Source organism: Kitasatospora sp. NPDC002522 (genome assembly GCF_053595195.1).
This window is the reverse complement of record NZ_JBSFXE010000021.1, coordinates 1-19,791: the sequence shown is the minus strand read 5'-3', so window position 1 is coordinate 19,791 and position 19,791 is coordinate 1. Positions and strand designations below refer to the sequence as shown.

The window sequence follows — 19,791 nt, the reverse complement described above, 5'->3', positions numbered from 1 at the left end:
CACCGGTTAAGTCGGTCGGCGGGCCGCCCCCACGGCCGCCGTCTCCCACACTCGGTCCACCCGCCCCCGGAGGTCCTCGTTGAGTTCCGCGCAGTCCATGATCGAGCGGCGGCCGCCCTCCGTGGCGCACCTCTTGCTCAGCAGGGTAAAGGCCACCCCGCACGGTGAGGCGTACCGGTACCCGGTTCCGGTGGACGAGCACGCGGCGAACAGCGCTCCCGGCGCGGAGCAGTGGCGCTCGCTGACCTGGGCGCAGGCCGCCGAGCGGATCAACGCCGTCGCCGCGGGCCTGATGGCCCTCGGCGTGCTGCCCGAGGACCGGGTCGCGATCGCCTCCGCCACCCGGATCGAATGGATCCTCGCCGACCTCGCCAACATGTGCGCCGGCGCGGCCACCACCACGGTCTACCCGAGCACCAACGCCGACGAGACCGCCTTCATCCTGGCCAACTCCGGCAGCCGCGCGCTGTTCGCCGAGAACGCCGTCCAGCTGCGCAAGGCCGTCGAGCAGAAGGCCCAGCTGCCCGCGCTGGAGTACGTCGTCCTGTTCGACGCGGCCCCGGACGAGCCGGCCGCCGACGGGCTGACCGTGCTCACCCTCGCCGAGCTGGAGCAGCGCGGCAAGGACTACCTGGCCGAGCACCCCGACGCCATCGAGAAGGCCGTCGACTCGCTCGACAAGGAGCAGTTGGCCACCCTCATCTACACCTCCGGCACCACCGGCCGCCCCAAGGGCGTGCGCCTGGTGCACGACTGCTGGTCGTACGAGGGCGTGGCCCAGGAGGAGAGCGGGCTGCTGCGCCCGGACGACGTGCAGTTCATGTGGCTGCCGCTGTCGCACGTCTTCGGCAAGACGCTGATCTCGGGTCAGATCGCCACCGGCCACGTGATGGCGGTGGACGGCCGGGTGGACCGGATCATCCACAACCTGCCGGAGATCCGGCCGACCCTGATGGCCTCCGCGCCGCGGATCTTCGAGAAGGTCTACAACGGCATCGCCGGCCGGGCCCGGGCCGAGGGCGGCGCCAAGTACAAGATCTTCATGTGGGCGGCCAAGGTCGCCCGCGACTACGCGCACGCCACCCAGGCCAGCAAGATCGCCACCGGCCGGGAGAGCGCTCCGCTCGGCCTGAAGCTGCAGCACGCGCTGGCCGACAAGCTGGTGTACACCAAGATCCGCGCCGCGTTCGGCGGCCGGCTGCGCGGTGCGGTCTCCGGCAGCGCCGCGCTGGCCCCGGAGATCGGCTACTTCTTCAAGGGCGCGGGCGTCCCGGTCCTGGAGGGCTACGGCCTGACCGAGACCTCGGCCGGCTCCACCGTCAACCGCGCCGAGGACTTCCGGGTCGGCACGGTCGGCCTGCCGCTGCCCGGCACCGAGGTCCGGATCGCCGAGGACGGCGAGATCCTGCTGCGCGGCCCCGGCATCATGCGCGGCTACCACGAGATGCCCGAGCAGACCGCCGAGGTGCTGGAGCCGGACGGCTGGTTCCACACCGGCGACATCGGCGAGCTCGGCGCCGGCGGCTACCTGCGGATCACCGACCGCAAGAAGGACATGTTCAAGACCTCCGGCGGCAAGTACGTCGCGCCCAGCGAGGTCGAGGGCAAGTTCAAGGCGATCTGCCCGTTCGTCAGCAACATCCTGGTGATCGGCAACGGCCGCAACTTCTGCACCGCGCTGATCGCCCTCGACGAGACGGTGATCATGCCGTGGGCCGCCGACCACGAGCTGGCCGGCAAGTCCTACGCCGAGGTGGTCGCCGACCCGCGCACCGTCGAGCTGATCGACGGCTTCGTCAAGCGCCTCAACGGCGAGCTGCAGCGCTGGCAGACGATCAAGAAGTTCACGCTCCTGCCGCGCGACCTGGACATCGAGCACGGCGAGCTCACCCCGAGCCTGAAGATCAAGCGCCCGGTGGTCGAGAAGACCTACGCCGACCAGGTCACCGCGATGTACGCGGGCGCCAACGAGGCCTGATCCGCCCCGTCCGCCGGCCCCGTCCGGTACGGCCTTCGGTCTTTCGCCGGCCGTACCGGACAATGGGCTCATGCCCTCCGCACTCCCCGACGGCGAAGCCGTGCCGTCCGACGGCTCCTTGCCCGCCCGCGCCCTGCACGGACTCGGCGACCGGCCGTTCGGCTTCTACCTGCACGTGCCGTACTGCGCCAGCCGCTGCGGCTACTGCGACTTCAACACCTACACCGCCACCGAGCTGCGCTCCTCCGGCGCGGTCGCCTCGCAGGAGACCTACGCCGACAACGTGATCGCGGAGATCCGGCTGGCCCGCCGGGTGCTGGGGGAGACCGACCTGCCGGTGCAGACCGTCTTCCTCGGCGGCGGCACCCCCACCCTGCTGCCCGCCCGCGACCTGGTCCGGATGCTCGCCGCACTGCGCGAGGAGTTCGGCTTCGCCCCCGGCGCCGAGGTCACCACCGAGGCCAACCCGGAGTCCGTCGACCCCGCGTACCTCGCCGAGCTGCGCGAGGGCGGCTACAACCGGATCTCCTTCGGCATGCAGAGCGCCCGCCCGCACGTGCTCGCGCTGCTGGACCGCCACCACACCCCGGGCCGCCCCGAGGCCTGCGTCGCCGAGGCCCGCGAGGCCGGCTTCGACCACGTCAACCTGGACCTGATCTACGGCACCCCCGGCGAGTCCGACCAGGACTGGCAGGCCTCGCTGGACGCCGCCATCGGCGCCGGCCCCGACCACGTCTCCGCCTACTCGCTGATCGTCGAGGACGGCACCCGGCTGGCCGCCCGGGTCAAGCGCGGCGAACTGTCGATGATCGACGACGACGTGCACGCCGACCGCTACCTGATGGCCGATCAGGCGCTCGCCGCCGCCGGCTACTCCTGGTACGAGGTCTCCAACTGGTCGACCACGCCCGAGGGCCGCTGCCGCCACAACGAGCTGTACTGGACCGGTGCCGACTGGTGGGGCGCCGGACCCGGTGCGCACAGCCACGTCGGCGGGGTGCGCTGGTGGAACGCCAAGCACCCGGCCGCCTACGCGCAGGCCCTCGCCGAGGGCCGCACCCCCGGCCTCGGCCGCGAGGTGCTGGCCGACGAGGACCGCCGGGTCGAGCGCATCCTGCTGGAACTGCGCCTCGCCGAGGGCTGCCCGCTCGACCTGCTCACGCCCGTCGGCCGCGAAGCGGCCGAGAAGGCGCTCGCCGACGGCCTGCTGGAGCCCGCGGCCTTCACCGCCGGACGGGCCGCGCTGACGCTGCGCGGACGGCTGCTGGCCGACGCGGTGGTGCGGGACCTGGTGGACTGAGCCGACGTCACTTCGCCTTGCGATGATCTGACTTCGGGGAATTCCCGGGGCCGGGTGAAACGCATTCCGGCGCTGCGGCCAATTACCTGGTGAAGGAACCGACCAGGGTTCCCCGAACAGGGAGGGCCGCATGCGCGAGCGTGAATCCCGCGGCGGGTGGGGGCGGGTCACCCCGTCACCCGAGCCGGCCATCACGGAACCGGCCGCCACGGACGTCAGCACCACAGTGGAACTCACCACCCCGGAGGGCTTCACCGCGTTCTACCGCGAGCAGATCGACGACATACTCGGCTTCGTCACCCGTCGGGTCAGCGACCCGCACCTCGCCGCCGACCTCACGGCGGACATCTTCCTCGCCGCCCTCGAGGCCGCCGCGAGCTACCGGCCCGACCGCGGCACTCCCGCGGGCTGGCTGTACGGCATCGCGCGGAACGTCATCGCGGGGCACTGCCGCGGCGACACGCGCGAACGCCAGGCCATGGGCCGACTGCAGGGCCGCCGCCTGCTCGGCGAGGAGGACATCCTCGCCCTGGAGGAGCGGATCGACGCCCAGCGCGCCGCCCGCGCCCTCGCCGAGCGGCACGCCGAACTCAGCCCGCCGCTGCGCGCCGTCCTCGACGCGGTGGCCGTCGACGGCCTGACCACCGCCCAGGCCGCCGAACGCCTCGGCATCTCGCAGACCACCGTCCGGGTCCGCCTGCACCGCGCCAGACGCCGGCTCGGCGTCGAACGCACCGGCGTCCCCGAGTCCGCCGCCCCCGAGACCACCAGCTCCGAGTCCACCGGCTCCGGCCGCCTGCTGTCCCGCGTCGCCCGCCCCGCCGACCCGATCATCGAGGTGACCTCGTGACCACGACCGACCGCACCGACCGCACCGACCACTCCGGCCGTCACGCTCCCAGCACCAGCATGTTCGAGCAGCGCCTCGCCGAGGAGCTGGCCGCGCTGGCCACCGAGCGCGCCCGCACCGCCCGAGCGGCCGCCCACGGGCCGCTGTTCCGCTGGCAGGCGGCCGGGCCGCACCGCCGTCCGCTGCTCACCGGTCGGCGGATAGCTGCGGTCTTCGCGGTCGCCGCGGCCGCCACCACCGCCGTGGTGCTCCCGTCCGCCCTCGGCGGAGCCCATGGCGGCGCGGCGGCCTACGCCGTCACCCGCGGGCCCGGCGGAACCATCGCCCTGGAACTGCGTGACCCGGCCGGCCTGCCCGGCATGGTCGCCGAGCTCCAGCGGTACGGCGTCCGGGCGGCGGGCATCGAGGCGGCGGAGAACGAGGCGCAGTGCCCGCTGCCGCAGCCCGCCGGCCCCCCGGCCCGGGCCAACCTGGAGCTGCCCGGCGACACCCGCACCACGGTCCGGATCGACCCCGCCCTGATCCCGCCCGGCGCCACCCTGCTGCTGATCACCACGCCCGCCCGGCCGGGCGCCGGTGCGGCCGTCTCGGCCTTCACCACCCGGGTGGTCGACGCGGTGCCCGCCTGCGTCCCACCGATGGTGCGGGTGGAACGCGTCGGGGCGTCGAGTGGGGAGGTGCCCACGCCGACCGCGAGCTGACGGCGTCAGGCCACCCGTCGGATGTCGGACGGCGGGTCGTCCGTCGGGTGGCCTGCATGACGGCCGGTCAGCTCGCGGCTCCGCCTGACGGTCGGTCCGTCAGCTCGCGGGCCAGCCTCGCGGTCGGTCCGTCAGTTCGGGGCCCCGCCGGGCAGGGTGACGAAGTCGATCAGCTCCTCGACCCGGCCGAGGAGCTCCGGCTCCAGGTCCCGGTAGGTGTGGACGGAGGCCAGGATCCGCTTCCAGGCGGCCGGGGTGTCCACCGGCCAGCCCAGGCGGCGGCAGATGCCCTCCTTCCACACCTCGCCGCGGGGCACCTGCGGCCAGCCGGCGATGCCGAGCCCGCCCGGCTTCACCGCCTGCCAGATGTCGACGTACGGGTGGCCGACGACCAGCACGTGTTCGCCGGTCACCTGCGCGGCGATCCGGTGCTCCTTGGTGCCGGGCAGCAGGTGGTCCACCAGCACGCCCAGCCTGCGGCCCGGCCCCGGGGCGAACTCGGCCACGATGGCGGGCAGGTCGTCCACGCCCTCCAGGTACTCCACCACCACGCCCTCGATCCGCAGGTCGTCACCCCAGACCCGCTCGACCAGCTCCGCGTCGTGCCGGCCCTCGACGTAGATCCGCGACTCCCGGGCCACCCGGGCCCGCGCACCGGGCACCGCCACCGACCCCGAGGCGGTCCTCCCCGGCCCGCGCTCCGGCGCCGGCCCGGTGGGCCGCACCAGCGTCACCACCCGCCCCTCCAGCAGGAACCCGCGCGGCACCAGCGGGAACACCCGGTGCTTGCCGAACCGGTCCTCCAGCGTGACGGTGAACCCCTCCGCCGTCCGCTCGCAGCGCACCACCGCCCCGCAGAAGCCGGTCGCCGCCTCCTCCACCACCAGGTCCCGTTCCGCCGCCACTTCCGGCGCGGGCTGCTGCCGCTTCCACGGAGGTGTCAGGTCCGGTCCGTACTCCCTGCTTCGCATTTGACGGAGTCTACGAAACCCGCCCGCCCGCCGGCCGACGACGCGGACGACGCCGAGGACTCGGACGACGCGGACGACGCGTCCGTCACAGGCCCGGCGCGCCCCAGACCGGGAACCAGCGGGAGAGGTCCTGCTCGACCCGCAGGTCGTTGGCGAGCATCGCCTTGACCTGCAGCTCGACCGGGCTGTTGCGCTTCTCGCCGCCGCCAGGCATCGGGGCGAAGGGGTAGAAACTGCCGCGCTTGTACAGGTAGACCAGCCCGAGCGACTGCCCGGCGGGATTGCGGAAGGCCACGATCGAGCAGAGCAGCTGCGGGCCGAAGCCGTTCGCCTCCAGCTCGCTGTTGACCGCGTGCAGGTCGTTGACCAGGTCGGGGAGTTCCTCGGGCGTGTGCCGGGCGAGCAGCCAGGAGTAGCCGTAGGAGTCTTGCGAGGCCTCCACCGGGACGCCGCCGCCGCTTCCGGCGTCGGCGTCCAGCAGCGCCCGCACCTGGTTCTGCACCTCGCCGAAGGCGCCGCCCTCGACGGCCGCGAAGCAGACCGAGCCGAGGCCGGTCGGGGTGAAGCCGGCCGCCGCCTCCAGGGTGAGCGCGGCGGAGGGGATGCCGAACAGCTGGTCGAGGTCGGGCTTCACCGGCTTGCTCCGGCCGAACAGCGCGTCCAGGAATCCCACGTGAAGGTCCTTTCGGGTGTCGCGAGGAGGTGTCGCCGGGAGCGTCACTGTCCCAGTTCGGCGGAGATCTTCTCCAGCTGGGCCAGCCGCTGCTCCAGCGACGGGTGGGTGGACAGCAGCTGCGAGGCGGCGTCCCGGGCGCTGAGCGCGGGGGCGAAGTAGAAGGCGTTGTAGGGCTGCGCCTGGCGCAGGTCCTTGGTGGGGATGGCGGCGATCTGCCCGGTGACCTTGGTCAGCGCGGAGGCCAGTGCGCTGGGCCGGCCGGTGAGCTGGGCGGCGGCCCGGTCCGCGGCGAGCTCCCGGTAGCGGGAGAGCAGCCGGGTCAGCAGGAAGCTGAGCGCGTACACCACCATCGACACCAGCGGGATGAGGATCAGCGCGATCGCGGTGTTGGGGTCGTTGCTGTTGCGGTTGCCGCCGTTGAGGAACCCGCCCCACAACGCCATCCGGGTGATCACTCCGGCCAGCACGCCGAGGAACCCGGCGATGGTCATCACCGCGACGTCCCGGTGCGCCACGTGCGACAGCTCGTGGGCCAGGACGCCCTCCAGCTCCTCGGGCTCCAGCCGGCGCAGCAGTCCGGTGGTCACGCAGATCACCGAGTTCTGCGGGTTGCGGCCGGTGGCGAAGGCGTTGGGCATGTCGTTGTCGGCGACCGCGACCCGTGGCTTGGGCATGTCGGCCAGTGCGCACAGCCGGTCGATCGCGCCGTGCAGCTGCGGGTACTGCTCGGGGGTGACCTGGTGGGCGCCCATGGCCCGCTCGGTGATCTTGTCGGAGAACCAGAACTGTGCGACGAACAGGCCGCCGGAGATCAGTACGATCAATGGCCAGGCTCCGCGCAGCAGCACGATCAGCAGGCCGGTGAAGCCCACGTACACCAGGCCGATCAGGAACATGGTGGTCACCATCCGACCCGTCAGCCCGCGGTCGGGGGTGAACCGGGAGTGCCGCTGTGACGTCGACATCGCTGCTCCTCCTGTGCTCGCTCGCCTTCGATGCTGCCACCGGGCGGGGCCCGTGGCACCATCCACGCCGGACCAAATCACGCCATCCGCGCCGGACGGGCGGTCGGACCACCGCCGCGCGACCGTCGGGCGAACGCCGGACGACGCACGCCGCCGCGATCGCAATCCGACGAGGATCACGTGGGCGGACCGTTCCTGCCGTCAGGCCCGGGCCTTACACTGGCAGGTACGGTTCTGGCACTCTGCCCAGTTGAGTGCCAGAGCGGTTCGACCACCAGCTCAACGGACGACGACGGAGGTGCGTGCCCCATGCCGGATGACGGCAAGCCCGACGGCCGCCTGATCGACACGCGCCCGTCCGTGCGCCCGCTGGACGAGCGGCGCCTCGCGGTGCTGCGCGCGATCGTCCAGGACTACGTGGGGACCGAGGAGCCGGTCGGCTCCAAGGCCCTGGTGGAGCGGCACAACCTGGGCGTCTCGCCGGCCACGGTGCGCAACGACATGTCGGCGCTCGAGGAGGAGGGGTACATCCACCAGCCGCACACCAGTGCGGGGCGGATCCCCACCGACAAGGGCTACCGGCTGTTCGTGGACCGGCTGGCCGAGGTCAAGCCGATGACCGCTCCGGAGCGCCGGGCGATCCGGCACTTCCTGGAGGGCGCGGTCGACCTGGACGACGTGGTGGCCCGCACGGTGCGGCTGCTGGCGCAGCTGACCCGGCAGGTCGCGGTGGTCCAGTACCCGTCGCTGACCCGTTCCACGGTCCGCCACATCGAACTGGTGGCGCTCACCCCGACCAAGCTGATGCTGGTGCTGATCACCAACACCGGCCGGGTCGAGCAGCGCATGGTGGACTGCCCGGGCGCGGTCGGCGAGGGACTCCTCGCCGAGCTGCGGGCCAGGCTCAACGGCATGGCGGGCGGCTGCCGGCTGCCCGAGGTGCCGGTGATCCTGGAGGACCTGCCGGCCGTCTTCGAGGTTTCCGACCGGGCGGCGGTCAGCGCGGTGCTGGCCACCCTGTTCGAGACCCTGGCCGAGCAGAACGAGGAGCGGATCATGCTGGCGGGCACCGCCAACCTGACCCGTTTCGGCCACGACTTCCCGCTCACCATCCGGCCGGTGCTGGAGGCGCTGGAGGAGCAGGTCGTCCTGCTCCGCCTGCTGGGTGAGACGGCGGACTCGGAGATGACGGTCCGGATCGGCCACGAGATCGCCTACGAGGGGCTCAATTCCACCTCGGTGGTCTCGGTCGGTTACGGTTCGGGCGACCAGAGCGTGGCAAAGCTGGGAGTGATCGGTCCGACCCGGATGGATTACCCGGGCACAATGGGGGCGGTGCGAGCGGTGGCACGGTACGTGGGCCAGATCCTGGCCGAGTCATAGCAGTACAGCGGCCCGTGAGACACTCACGCGTCCATCGCAGGCACTTCTAGAGGCGGAACAAACCGGAGCATTTGGTGGCCACGGACTACTACGCGGTACTCGGCGTCCGACGCGACGCGGGGCAGGACGAGATCAAGAAGGCGTTCCGACGCCTTGCGCGTGAACTGCACCCGGACGTCAACCCGGACCCGAAGACGCAGGAGCGGTTCAAGGAGATCAACGCCGCCTACGAGGTGCTCTCCGATCCGCAGAAGCGTCAGGTCTACGACCTCGGCGGCGACCCGCTGTCGCCGAACGGCGGCGGTGCGGGCGGATTCGGCGCGGGTGCGGCGGGCTTCGGCTTCTCCGACATCATGGACGCCTTCTTCGGCGCCGCCACCGGCCAGCGCGGTCCGCGTTCGCGGACCCGGCGCGGCCAGGACGCGATGATCCGCCTGGAGATCACCCTGGAGGAGGCCGCGTTCGGCACCACCAAGGAACTCCAGGTCGACACCGCCGTCACCTGCACCACCTGCAACGGCGAGGGCGCGGCCCCCGGCACCTCGGCGCAGACCTGTGACATGTGCCGCGGCAAGGGCGAGGTCTCCCAGGTGACCCGGTCCTTCCTGGGCCAGGTCATGACCTCGCGTCCCTGCCCGCAGTGCCAGGGCTTCGGCACCGTGGTCCCGACCCCGTGCCCGGAGTGCGCGGGCGACGGCCGGGTGCGGGCCCGTCGGACGCTGACGGTGAAGATCCCCGCGGGCGTCGACAACGGCACCCGGATCCAGCTGGCCGGCGAGGGCGAGGTCGGCCCCGGCGGCGGCCCGGCCGGCGACCTGTACGTGGAGATCGCCGAGACCAGCCACCCGACCTTCCAACGACGCGGCGACGACCTGCACTGCACGGTCACCATCCCGATGACCGCCGCCTCGCTCGGCACCCAGGTGCCGCTGCAGACGCTGGACGGCGTCGAGGAGGTCGACATCCGGCCCGGCACCCAGTCCGGCCAGTCGATCCCGCTGCACGGCCGCGGCATCACCCACCTGCGCGGCGGCGGCCGGGGCGACCTGATAGTGCACGTCGAGGTGCAGACGCCCACCAAGCTCGACCCCGAGCAGGAGGAGCTGCTGCGCCGGCTCGCCGTGCTGCGCGGCGAGGAGCGCCCGTCCGGCCAGTTCGCGCCCGGCCAGCAGGGCCTGTTCTCCCGGCTGAAGGACGCCTTCAACGGGCGCTGAGGCGCGAGGATTTCCCACCGGGCCGGGGGCGGCGCTGTCCGCCCCCGGCCCGGCTGCCGTTCCGACCTGTCCGCGTAGTTCTGAGAGGGTTCCGTTCGGATGACCGCACCGGTGTTCGTCGTCGATGACCTGGCGGCCGCCGCCCCCGGCGGGACGGTCCGGGTGGACGGCGCGGAGGGCCGCCACGCCGTCGCCGTGAAGCGGCTGGAGCCCGGCGAGGCGGTCACCCTCGCCGACGGCCGGGGCCTGGGCGTGGACGGCACCGTCGCCGCGGTGCACGGCAAGGACGTCCTGGAGGTCGCCGTCACGGCGGTCCGGCACGAGCCCGAGCCCAGCCCGCGGATCACCGTCGTCCAGGCGCTGCCCAAGGGCGACCGCGGTGAACTCGCCGTCGAGACCATGACCGAGGTCGGCGTCGACGCCGTCGTCCCGTGGGCCGCCGCGCGCTGCATCACCCAGTGGAAGGGCGAGCGCGGCGCGAAGGCGCTCGCCAAGTGGCGGGCCACCGCGCGGGAGGCCGGCAAGCAGTCGCGGCGGCTGCGCTTCCCCGAGGTGCACGAGCTGGTGACGACCCGTCAACTACTGCCGCTGCTGGAGCGGGCCGCGTTCGCAGCGGTGCTGCACGAGGAGGGCGCGCGGGCGCTGGCCGCCGCCGAACTGCCCGCGAGCGGTGAGATCGTGCTGATCGTCGGCCCCGAGGGCGGCGTCTCGCCGGACGAGCTCGCCGCCTTCGCCGAGGCCGGCGCCGCCCCGTACCGGCTCGGCCCGTCCGTGCTGCGGACGTCCACCGCGGGCGTCGCCGCGGGCGCGCTGCTGCTGGGCCGTACCGGGCGCTGGGCCTGACGCGTCGTCGGGAGGGCCGCCGCGCCGCCGGTCCGGGGAAACGCTTCGCGGTGACGCATCCCGCTGCCTAGGGTGGCAGGATGACCGATTCGCAGCGCGCCTATCTGCGCCATCCCCACCTGCACGGCGATCTGGTGACCTTCGTCGCCGAGGACGATGTCTGGCTGGCCCCGGTCGACGGCGGGCGGGCCTGGCGGCTGACGGCCGACCAGGTGCCGGTCGGCGCGGTCCGGATCTCGCCCGACGGCCGGCACGTGGCCTGGACCTCCACCCGGGACGGCGCGCCGGAGCTGCACGTCGCACCGGTCGAGGGCGGGCAGTCCCGGCGGCTGACGCACTGGGGGAGCCCGTTCACCGCGCTGGTCGGCTGGAGCGCCGACGGACGGCCGATCGCCATCACCACGGCGGGCCAGGAGACGATCCGGCGGACCTGGGCGTTCGCGGTGCCGCTCGACGGCGGGGAGCCGCAGCGACTGCCGTACGGGCCGATCGGGTCGCTGGCGTTCGAGCCGGTGCCCGCGGGCGCGAGCGGCGGGCGGGTGCTGCTGGGCACGCACAACCGGGAGGCCGCGCACTGGAAGCGGTACCGGGGCGGGCGGGCCGGGAAGCTGTGGGTCGGCGCGGCCGAGTTCGAACGCCTGCACGCCGAGCTGGACGGCCAGTTGGAGTGCCCGCTGTGGGTGGGCGACCGGGTGGCGTTCCTCTCCGACCACGAGGGCGTCGGCCGGCTGTACTCGAGCCTGCCGGACGGCGGCGACCTGCGGGCGCACGGCCCCGCCGACACCGGCTTCTACGCCCGGCAGGCGGCCACCGACGGCGCCCGGGTGATCTGGCAGAGCGCGGGCGACCTGTGGCTGCTGGACGACCTGGACGGCGCCGAGGCGCGCCGGCTGGACATCCGGCTGGCCGGACCGCGCACCCGCCGCCAGCCGCACCCGACGCCGGCCGCCGGGCAGGTGGAGACCGTCGCGGTGGACCGCACCGGCCGGGCCGCCGCCGTGGTGGTGCGCGGCACCGTGCACTGGCTGACGCACCGTGAGGGGCCGGCCCGGGTGCTGGACGAGACGCCGGGAGTGCGCGGCCGCCTGGTGCGGGTCGTCCCCGGCGAGGACGGCGCGCAGGGCGCGGTGTGGGTGACCGACGCGGACGGCGACGACGCGCTGGAGTTCGCGCCCGCGGTGCTCGGCGCGGAGCGCCGCCGGCTGGCCGCCGGGCAGCTCGGCCGGGTGCTCGGGCTGGCGGTCTCGCCGGACGGCCGGCAGCTCGCGGTCGCCTCGCACGACGGCCGGGTGCTGCTGGTGGCGCTCAGCGACGGCGCCGTCCACGAACTGGCCCGCAGCGGCGACGGCGAGGTCCACGGCCTGGTGTTCAGCCCGGACTCGGGCTGGCTGGCCTGGTCGCAGCCGACCCTCGGACCGTGGGCGCTGCGCCAGATCATGCTGGCCGACCTGACCTCACGGACCGTCAGCGAGGCCACCCCGCAGCGCTTCCACGACTACTCGCCGGCCTTCACCGCCGACGGCCGCCACCTGGCGTTCCTCTCGGTGCGTACCTTCGACCCGGTCTACGACCAGCACGTCTTCGACCTGTCCTTCCCCGGCGGCGCCCGCCCGTACCTGCTCACGCTGGCCGCCGACACCCCGTCACCGTTCGGCCCGCAGCGGGCCGGACGGCCGGTCGGCGGGGAGGACGAGGAGGCCAAGGACGGCGAGAAGAAGGACGAGTCCGCCGTGCCCACCACCCGGGTCGACCTGGAGGGCCTGGCCGACCGGATCGTGGCCTTCCCGGTGGAGGCCGGGCGGTTCGGCGCGCTGCGCGCCGCCAAGGACGGCGTGCTGTGGACCCGGCTGCCGTTCACCGGCGAACTCGGCGACACCGCCGCCTCGCTGGACGACGAGCCGGCCCGGGCCGCGCTGGAGCGCTTCGACCTGAAGAAGCGCCGCGCCGAGGAACTCGTCGCCGGGCTGGACGGCTTCGCGGTCAGCGGCGACGGCTCCCGGCTCGCGGTGCTCGACCAGGGCGGCCTGCGGATCGTCCCCGCCGACTCGAAGGCCGGCGACGAGGACGACACCGACGTCGACCTGAGCCGGATCCGGGTCACCGTCGACCCGTCCGCCGAGTGGCGGCAGATGTTCGACGAGAACGGCCGGCTGATGCGCGACAACTTCTGGCGCGCCGACCTCGGCGGCGTCGACTGGGCGGGCGTGCTGGAGCGCTACCGGCCGCTGGTCGACCGGGCCGGCAGCCACTCCGACCTGGCCGACCTGCTGTGGGAGACGGTCGGTGAACTCGGCACCTCGCACGCCTACGTGGTGCCGCCCGGCCGCGGCACCGAGTCCGCCCGGCGGCAGGGCCTGCTAGGCGCGGACCTGGTCCGCGACGGCGAGGTGTGGCGGGTCGCGCGGGTGCTGCCCGGCGAGTCCTCGGACCCGCGGGCCCGCTCCCCGCTGGCCGCGCCCGGCGTGGCGGTCCGTGCCGGCGACGCGATCCTCGCGGTCAACGGCCGCCCCGTCGACCCGGTCACCGGCCCGGCCCCGCTGCTGGCCGGCACCGCCGACCAGCCCGTCGAACTGACCGTCAGCGGCAAGGACGGCGGCGAGCGCCACCCCGTGGTGGTGCCGCTCGACGACGAGGAGGCGCTGCGCTACCACGACTGGGTGGCCGGGCGGCGCGCCGCCGTCCGCGAGCTGTCCGGCGGACGGCTCGGCTACCTGCACATCCCCGACATGCAGAGCGCCGGCTGGGCGCAGCTCCACCGCGACCTGCGGGTCGAGATGGCCCGCGAGGGCGTCGTCGTCGACCTGCGGGAGAACCGCGGCGGCCACACCTCGCAGCTGATCGTGGAGAAGCTGGCCCGCCGGATCGTCGGCTGGGACGCCGCCCGCGACATCGACAGCCCCGAGCCGTACCCCGCGGACGCCCCGCGCGGCCCGGTGGTGGCGGTGGCCAACGAGTTCTCCGGCTCCGACGGTGACATCGTCAACGCCGCGATCCAGGCGCTCGGCATCGGCCCGGTGGTCGGCACCCGCACCTGGGGCGGCGTGATCGGCATCGACAGCAAGTACGCGCTGGTCGACGGGACGGCGGTGACCCAGCCCAAGTACGCGTTCTGGCTGGAGGGCTACGGCTGGAACGTGGAGAACCACGGCGTCACCCCGGACGTCGAGGTGCCGATCGCCCCGCACGACTGGGCGGCGGGCCGCGACCCGCAGCTGGAGACGGCGGTCCGGCTGGCGCTGGAGGCACTGGAGCGGACCCCGGCGAAGCAGCCTCCGGCGCTGGAAGGGTGACCCCGACAGGGGCTCGGGGAACTGCGAGCAGCGGAAGGCACCCCACAGCAGGATCGCGACGCAGGGCAGTGACCTGCACGCGCGGGCGATCCGGCTGTCGGGGAATGGTTCCTCGCGCAGTTCCCCGCGCCCCTGGCGGTGCACGGTAAGGTCGTCGCGCCAGTGACGGGTGATCAGAAGGGTTCGGACGATGGCCGGGGAACCGCAGGCGGACTGCCTGTTCTGCAAGATCGCGGCGGGGGAGATCCCGGCGAAGGTGGTCCGCGAGACCGAGCGGACGCTGGCCTTCCGGGACATCAACCCGCAGGCGCCGACGCACGTGCTGGTGATCCCGCGGGTGCACTACCCGAACGCGGCGGAGCTGGCCGCGGCGGAGCCGCTGATCGCCGCGGAGCTGCTCACCGAGGCGGCGGAGGTCGCCGCGCTGGAGGGCATCGACGCGTACCGGCTGATCTTCAACACCGGGTCGGACGCGGGGCAGACCATCTTCCACGCGCACGTGCACGTGATCGGCGGCCGGAAGCTGCCCGAGGGAATGGTCTGAACCGTTGTCGCAGCGTGAACTCGTCGTCCTGGGCACGGCCAGCCAGGTGCCGACCAGGCACCGCAACCACAACGGGTACCTGTTGCGCTGGGACGGCGAGGGGCTGCTGTTCGACCCGGGGGAGGGCACCCAGCGGCAGATGCTGCACGCCGGGGTGACCGCCACCGGGATCACCCGGATCGCGGTCTCGCACTTCCACGGCGACCACTGCCTGGGCCTGCCCGGCGTGGTGCAGCGGATCAACCTGGACCAGGTGCCGCACCCGGTCGACGCGTACTACCCGGCCTCCGGGCAGGTGTACTTCGACCGGCTGCGGCAGGCCAGCGTCTTCCACGAGACCGCCGAGCTGCGGCCGCGGCCGGTGGCGGAGGCCGGGCCGCTGGCGGCGCCGGGAGCGCCGTTCGAGCTGTCGGCGGTGCGGCTGTCGCATCCGGTGGAGTCGTTCGGCTACCGGCTGGCCGAGCCCGACGGCCGGCGGCTGCGGCCCGAGCGGCTGCGCGAACTGGGCGTGCACGGGCCACTGGTGGGGCAGCTCCAGCGGGCCGGCCGGGTCGAGGTGGCCGGTCGCACGGTCACCCTGGACGAGGTCAGCGAGGTCCGCCGCGGCCAGCGCTTCGCCTTCGTGATGGACACCCGGCTCTGCCCGGGGGTGGCCGAACTCGCGGACGGCGCCGACCTGCTGGTGATCGAGGCGACCTTCCTGGAGGCGGACGCGCAGCTGGCCGAGGACCACGGCCACCTGACCGCCGCGCAGGCCGCCCGGGTGGCCGCCGAGGCGGGCGTGCGGCGGCTGGTGCTGACCCACTTCTCGCAGCGCTACCCGGACCTGTCCGGCCATCTCGCCGAGGCCCGGCGGCACTTCGACGGCGAGATCGTGGTCGCCGAGGACCTCGCCAGGATCGCCGTCCCGCCCCGCCGCTGAGCGGCCGCCCGCCGAAAACCGTTCGCACATCGGGGCCGGAGCCCCCACCATCGAACCCGCCGCGCCGCTCCGGCGAACATCCACGCGGCGTACCCTGGTGACCCGGAGAGCCCGAGCCACACGACAGACGGATTGGGATGAGGCAGGCCGCAGCGCCGACCCATGACTGACACACCGCAGACCCGACCCAACGGACAGCAGCGCCCCGACGCGGCGGCTACCAGCACCCGGATCGTCATTCCGGAGAAGCACCCGATGGTCACCCTGCTGGGCGCGGCCGACTCGCTCCTGAGAGTGATCGAGAACGGCTTCCCGGACGCCGACATCCACGTCCGCGGAAACGAGGTGACGGCCACCGGCTCGCCCGCCGACGTCGCCCTCGTCAAGCAGCTCTTCAACGAGATGATGCTGGTGCTGCGCACCGGCCAACCCCTGACGGAGGACGCCGTGGAGCGCTCCATCACCATGCTCAGGAGCGCCGCCGAGGACCCGGACCACCCGGTGCCGTCCGAGGTGTTCACGGCGAACATCCTGTCCAACCGGGGCCGCACCATCCGCCCCAAGACCCTGAACCAGCAGCGCTACGTCGACGCGATCGACAAGCACACCATCGTCTTCGGCCTCGGCCCGGCGGGCACCGGCAAGACCTACCTGGCGATGGCCAAGGCCGTGCAGGCGCTGCAGGCCAAGGAGGTCAACCGGATCATCCTGACCCGGCCGGCGGTCGAGGCGGGCGAGCGGCTGGGCTTCCTGCCCGGCACGCTCTACGAGAAGATCGACCCCTACCTGCGCCCGCTGTACGACGCGCTGCACGACATGATGGACCCGGAGTCGATCCCCCGGCTGATGGCGGCGGGCACCATCGAGGTCGCGCCGCTGGCGTACATGCGCGGTCGCACCCTGAACGACGCGTTCATCATCCTCGACGAGGCGCAGAACACCTCGCCGGAGCAGATGAAGATGTTCCTCACCCGCCTCGGCTTCAACTCCCGCGTGGTGGTCACCGGCGACACCAGCCAGATCGACCTGCCGAACGGCACCCGGTCCGGCCTGAAGGTCGTCCAGGAGATCCTGGTCGACGTGCCCGACATCCACTTCTCGGTGCTGACCAGCACCGACGTGGTGCGGCACAAGCTGGTCGGCCGCATCGTTGACGCATACGAGCGCTGGGACGCCCGGCAGGAGGCCGAGGAGTCCAGTGACCGCAAACCCGTCCAGCGCCGGGGCGCCCGGGCGCCCCGACAGTCCCATCGCACCGAAAGCTGAGTACTGAGCCCTCCATGTCGATCGACATCGCCAACGAGTCCGGGTGGGACGTCGACGAGGAGTCCATCCTCGACGTCGCCCGCTACGCCCTCGACAAGATGCGGATTCACCCGCAGTCCGAGCTCTCCGTGATCCTCTACGACAGCGAGTCGATGGCGGAGCTGCACGTCCAGTGGATGGACCTGCCCGGTCCGACCGACGTGATGTCCTTCCCGATGGACGAACTGCGGCCCGGCAAGGAGGGCGAGGACCTGCCGGAGGGCCTGCTCGGCGACATCGTGCTCTGCCCCGAGGTGGCGAAGCAGCAGGGGCTGGCCGCCCCGACCAAGCACTCCATGGACGAGGAGCTGCAGCTGCTCACCGTCCACGGGGTGCTGCACGTGCTCGGCTACGACCACGAGGAGCCCGACGAGGAGCGCGAGATGTTCGCGCTGCAGAAGCGGATCCTGGACGACTGGCGGGCCGGACGCGGGCTGAGCGGGCTGTCGCCGGCGCCGACCGTCCACTGAGGGCCGGCCGTCTGTGAGTGGTGAGAGTACGAGCTTCCTGATCGGGGCTCTGCTGCTGGTGGTGCTGGGCTGGCTGGCGGCGTGCGCGGAGGCGGGGATCTCCCGGATCTCGCGGTTCCGCGCCGAGGAGGCGGTCCGCTCCGGGCGGCGGGGCTCCGACCGGCTGCTGACGCTGGCCTCGGACAGCATCCGCTACTTGAACCTGGCCACCCTGATCCGGGTGGCCAGCGAGATGGCCGCGGCGGTGCTGGTCACCGTGGTGTGCGTGCGCAGCTTCGACCAGACCTGGCAGGCGGTGCTGGTCGCGTTCGGCGTGATGGTGCTGGTGTCCTTCGTGGCGGTCGGGGTCTCCCCGCGCACGATCGGCCGCCAGCACCCGCTGACCACGGTCACCGCGGCGTCCTACGTGCTGCTGCCGCTGGCCCGGATCCTCGGGCCGATCCCGCGGCTGCTGATCCTGCTGGGCAACGCGCTGACGCCGGGCAAGGGCTACAAGGAGGGGCCGTTCGCCTCCGAGGCCGAGCTGCGGGCGCTGGTCGACCTGGCGGAGAAGGACGACCTGATCGAGGACGAGGAGCGCCGGATGGTGCACTCGGTCTTCGAGCTGGGCGACACCATCGTGCGCGAGGTGATGGTGCCGCGCACCGACCTGGTGATGATCGAGCGTCACAAGACGGTCCGTCAGGCGCTCACGCTGGCGCTGCGCTCCGGGTTCTCGCGGATCCCGGTGGTCGGCGACAACGAGGACGACGTGGTCGGCATCGTCTACCTCAAGGACCTGGTGCGGCGCACCCACATCAACCGGGACGCCGAGTCCGAGCAGGTGGCCTCGGCGATGCGGCCGGCGGTCTTCGTGCCGGACTCCAAGCCGGCCGCGGACCTGCTGCGGGAGATGCAGCAGATGCGCTCGCACGTGGCGATCGTGATCGACGAGTACGGCGGCACCGCCGGCCTGGTCACCATCGAGGACATCCTGGAGGAGATCGTCGGCGAGATCACCGACGAGTACGACCGGGAGATCGCGCCGGTCGAGGACCTCGGGGACGGCTCCTACCGGATCACCGCGCGGCTCACCGTGGAGGACCTCGGCGAGCTGTTCGGGATCGAGCTGGACGACGAGGACGTGGAGACCGTCGGCGGGCTGCTGGCCAAGTGCCTGGGCCGGGTGCCGATCCCGGGCTCGTCCTGCGAGATCCCGGTGCCGGAGGGCAGCGGCCTGGCGGCGATCGCGCTGACCGCGGAGAGCTCGGCGGGCCGGCGCAACCGGATCGGCACCGTGGTGGCCGCCCCGGTGTGGATCGCCGAGCAGTCCGAGGAGCCGGCCGAGGAGGACGTGCAGCAGTAGCGGCTGCCCCGCGGGCCCTGGGCCGCGGTGTCCGACCGGAGCGACCGGTTGGGACACCGTGTCCCGGGGCCCGTTTGCCTCCTGTGCCCGAACGTGCCGACCATGAAGACATGGCTCATCTACTGCGCGCGGAGTACGGCCCGAACGGGCCGGCCGGCGAGGTGGCCAGGTGGCACGTGGTCCGTGGCACCGACCCTTCGCACGGCATGTGCGGCGCCGAGATCGGTGAGGGCGCCGAGACCAAGCCGGAGGAGGCCTGGGGGACCGGGCTGTACTGCTGCCAGCAGTGCGGGTCGCTGTACCTGCACGAGGTCCCGTTCCTCCGGTCCGAGCATGCGGGGAGGACCTGGTGAAACTCCAAGACGAACTACCGGTCGACCACCGGCTGGGCACCGTGTACCGCATCGGGGCGGGCCTCGGCGGCGTGTTCCTGGTGGTGTTCGGCATCCTCGGACTGACCGACACCAGCCCGGGCTTCCTGGACACCTCCGGCAAGGAGGTGCTGGGCCTGTCCAGCAACGGGGCGCTGAGCGTGCTGTCGCTGGTGGCCGGCGGGATCCTGATCCTCGGCGCGGTGATCGGCGGCAACCTCGCGTCCGACATCAACATGGTCATGGGCGTGCTGTTCGTGCTGGCCGGCTTCGTCGGCCTGATGGTGCTGGACTCCAGCGCCAACCGGCTCGCCTTCCACATCTCCAACGTCATCTTCAGCTTCGTCTTCGGCTTCGTGATCCTGACCTTCGGGATGTACGGCAGGGTCAGCAGCCACCTGCCGCAGGACAACCCGTACTGGAAGCACCGGCACACCCATGACGCCGACCAGCCCTCCGGACCGCCCGCGATGGTGAAGATCCTGCGCCCCGGGCCGTCGCACCCGACCGGACACTGAACGTCGACGAACCATCGTAGAGTGGGGCCTCCAGCACCCGACGGACCGTCAGATCCGCCGGGTGAAAGGCTGTTTGGAGGGGGAACGACCGATGACCGAGCGCACTCTCGGGGCGCTGGCCAGCTCGCCGATCGGGTTCGGGGCG

The 19,791-nt window shown here is 72.9% G+C and carries 18 protein-coding genes; 15 read left to right on the top strand and 3 right to left on the bottom strand.

Annotated features, from left to right (window positions below; genetic code table 11):
- The first annotated feature begins 79 nt into the window (after window positions 1-79).
- The 4 genes from ACWD4U_RS19125 to ACWD4U_RS19110 all read left to right on the top strand — a co-directional run bounded on the left by ACWD4U_RS19125 (window position 80) and on the right by ACWD4U_RS19110 (window position 4,829).
- A complete protein-coding gene (locus tag ACWD4U_RS19125) occupies window positions 80-1,978 on the top strand; it encodes an AMP-dependent synthetase/ligase (protein WP_363452501.1) in 1,899 nt (632 codons plus the stop codon).
- Window positions 1,979-2,048: 70 nt separating this feature from the next.
- Window positions 2,049-3,278: a radical SAM family heme chaperone HemW gene (hemW, locus tag ACWD4U_RS19120; RefSeq protein ID WP_363452499.1), complete on the top strand. Its 1,230-nt coding sequence runs from the start codon at window positions 2,049-2,051 to the stop codon at window positions 3,276-3,278.
- Between the two features lie 130 nt (window positions 3,279-3,408).
- On the top strand, window positions 3,409-4,128 hold the full coding sequence (locus ACWD4U_RS19115; protein WP_363452497.1) for an RNA polymerase sigma factor: 720 nt from the start codon (window positions 3,409-3,411) through the stop codon (window positions 4,126-4,128).
- Window positions 4,125-4,829, top strand: a complete 705-nt coding sequence (locus ACWD4U_RS19110) for a hypothetical protein (protein ID WP_363452495.1) — start codon at window positions 4,125-4,127, stop codon at window positions 4,827-4,829. Before ACWD4U_RS19115 ends, ACWD4U_RS19110 begins: the two co-directional genes overlap by 4 nt.
- A 131-nt stretch (window positions 4,830-4,960) precedes the next feature.
- On the opposite strand, the gene ACWD4U_RS19105 is transcribed toward ACWD4U_RS19110, so the two are convergent.
- From ACWD4U_RS19105 to htpX, 3 genes are all read right to left on the bottom strand, one after another.
- A complete protein-coding gene (locus ACWD4U_RS19105) occupies window positions 4,961-5,800 on the bottom strand; it encodes a DUF3097 domain-containing protein (RefSeq protein ID WP_363452493.1) in 840 nt (279 codons plus the stop codon).
- A gap of 85 nt (window positions 5,801-5,885) precedes the next feature.
- On the bottom strand, window positions 5,886-6,473 hold the full coding sequence (gene pspAB, locus ACWD4U_RS19100; protein ID WP_363452491.1) for a PspA-associated protein PspAB: 588 nt from the start codon (window positions 6,471-6,473) through the stop codon (window positions 5,886-5,888).
- Window positions 6,474-6,517: 44 nt separating this feature from the next.
- A complete protein-coding gene (gene htpX, locus ACWD4U_RS19095) occupies window positions 6,518-7,441 on the bottom strand; it encodes a zinc metalloprotease HtpX (RefSeq protein ID WP_363452489.1) in 924 nt (307 codons plus the stop codon).
- Between the two features lie 309 nt (window positions 7,442-7,750).
- Here htpX and hrcA point away from each other — a divergent pair, with 309 nt between their 5' ends.
- From hrcA to ACWD4U_RS19040, 11 genes are all read left to right on the top strand, one after another.
- Window positions 7,751-8,824 (top strand): heat-inducible transcriptional repressor HrcA, encoded by a 1,074-nt coding sequence (gene hrcA / locus ACWD4U_RS19090; RefSeq protein ID WP_363452487.1) that lies wholly within the window; start codon window positions 7,751-7,753, stop codon window positions 8,822-8,824.
- A 74-nt stretch (window positions 8,825-8,898) separates the two neighbouring features.
- Complete coding sequence (dnaJ, locus tag ACWD4U_RS19085) at window positions 8,899-10,038, top strand: molecular chaperone DnaJ (protein ID WP_363452485.1); 1,140 nt, start codon at window positions 8,899-8,901, stop codon at window positions 10,036-10,038.
- A gap of 99 nt (window positions 10,039-10,137) precedes the next feature.
- A complete protein-coding gene (locus ACWD4U_RS19080) occupies window positions 10,138-10,881 on the top strand; it encodes a 16S rRNA (uracil(1498)-N(3))-methyltransferase (RefSeq protein WP_363452483.1) in 744 nt (247 codons plus the stop codon).
- A gap of 80 nt (window positions 10,882-10,961) precedes the next feature.
- Window positions 10,962-14,171, top strand: coding sequence for a S41 family peptidase (locus ACWD4U_RS19075; RefSeq protein ID WP_363452481.1), 3,210 nt, complete (start codon window positions 10,962-10,964; stop codon window positions 14,169-14,171).
- A gap of 190 nt (window positions 14,172-14,361) precedes the next feature.
- On the top strand, window positions 14,362-14,715 hold the full coding sequence (locus tag ACWD4U_RS19070) for a histidine triad nucleotide-binding protein (protein WP_363452479.1): 354 nt from the start codon (window positions 14,362-14,364) through the stop codon (window positions 14,713-14,715).
- Window positions 14,716-14,719: 4 nt separating this feature from the next.
- Window positions 14,720-15,637, top strand: a complete 918-nt coding sequence (locus ACWD4U_RS19065; RefSeq protein ID WP_363452477.1) for a ribonuclease Z — start codon at window positions 14,720-14,722, stop codon at window positions 15,635-15,637.
- 162 nt (window positions 15,638-15,799) lie between these two features.
- Window positions 15,800-16,903, top strand: coding sequence for a PhoH family protein (locus ACWD4U_RS19060; protein WP_449787240.1), 1,104 nt, complete (start codon window positions 15,800-15,802; stop codon window positions 16,901-16,903).
- Window positions 16,904-16,917: 14 nt separating this feature from the next.
- Complete coding sequence (gene ybeY, locus ACWD4U_RS19055) at window positions 16,918-17,412, top strand: rRNA maturation RNase YbeY (protein WP_285737974.1); 495 nt, start codon at window positions 16,918-16,920, stop codon at window positions 17,410-17,412.
- 13 nt (window positions 17,413-17,425) lie between these two features.
- On the top strand, window positions 17,426-18,757 hold the full coding sequence (locus ACWD4U_RS19050; RefSeq protein WP_363452475.1) for a hemolysin family protein: 1,332 nt from the start codon (window positions 17,426-17,428) through the stop codon (window positions 18,755-18,757).
- A 110-nt stretch (window positions 18,758-18,867) separates the two neighbouring features.
- Window positions 18,868-19,110: a hypothetical protein gene (locus ACWD4U_RS19045; protein ID WP_363452473.1), complete on the top strand. Its 243-nt coding sequence runs from the start codon at window positions 18,868-18,870 to the stop codon at window positions 19,108-19,110.
- Window positions 19,107-19,646, top strand: coding sequence for a DUF4383 domain-containing protein (locus ACWD4U_RS19040; RefSeq protein ID WP_363452471.1), 540 nt, complete (start codon window positions 19,107-19,109; stop codon window positions 19,644-19,646). Before ACWD4U_RS19045 ends, ACWD4U_RS19040 begins: the two co-directional genes overlap by 4 nt.
- Window positions 19,647-19,791: the final 145 nt, after the last annotated feature.

Bases quoted from the DNA above. Each gene is read 5' to 3' on its own strand.
- hemW (WP_363452499.1), top strand. From the start codon at position 2,049: ATGCCCTCCGCACTCCCCGACGGCGAAGCCGTGCCGTCCGACGGCTCC.
- ACWD4U_RS19115 (WP_363452497.1), top strand. From the start codon at position 3,409: ATGCGCGAGCGTGAATCCCGCGGCGGGTGGGGGCGGGTCACCCCGTCA.
- ACWD4U_RS19105 (WP_363452493.1), bottom strand. From the start codon at position 5,800: ATGCGAAGCAGGGAGTACGGACCGGACCTGACACCTCCGTGGAAGCGG.
- htpX (WP_363452489.1), bottom strand. From the start codon at position 7,441: ATGTCGACGTCACAGCGGCACTCCCGGTTCACCCCCGACCGCGGGCTG.
- hrcA (WP_363452487.1), top strand. From the start codon at position 7,751: ATGCCGGATGACGGCAAGCCCGACGGCCGCCTGATCGACACGCGCCCG.
- ACWD4U_RS19080 (WP_363452483.1), top strand. From the start codon at position 10,138: ATGACCGCACCGGTGTTCGTCGTCGATGACCTGGCGGCCGCCGCCCCC.
- ACWD4U_RS19075 (WP_363452481.1), top strand. From the start codon at position 10,962: ATGACCGATTCGCAGCGCGCCTATCTGCGCCATCCCCACCTGCACGGC.
- ACWD4U_RS19070 (WP_363452479.1), top strand. From the start codon at position 14,362: ATGGCCGGGGAACCGCAGGCGGACTGCCTGTTCTGCAAGATCGCGGCG.
- ACWD4U_RS19060 (WP_449787240.1), top strand. From the start codon at position 15,800: ATGACTGACACACCGCAGACCCGACCCAACGGACAGCAGCGCCCCGAC.
- ybeY (WP_285737974.1), top strand. From the start codon at position 16,918: ATGTCGATCGACATCGCCAACGAGTCCGGGTGGGACGTCGACGAGGAG.
- ACWD4U_RS19045 (WP_363452473.1), top strand. From the start codon at position 18,868: ATGGCTCATCTACTGCGCGCGGAGTACGGCCCGAACGGGCCGGCCGGC.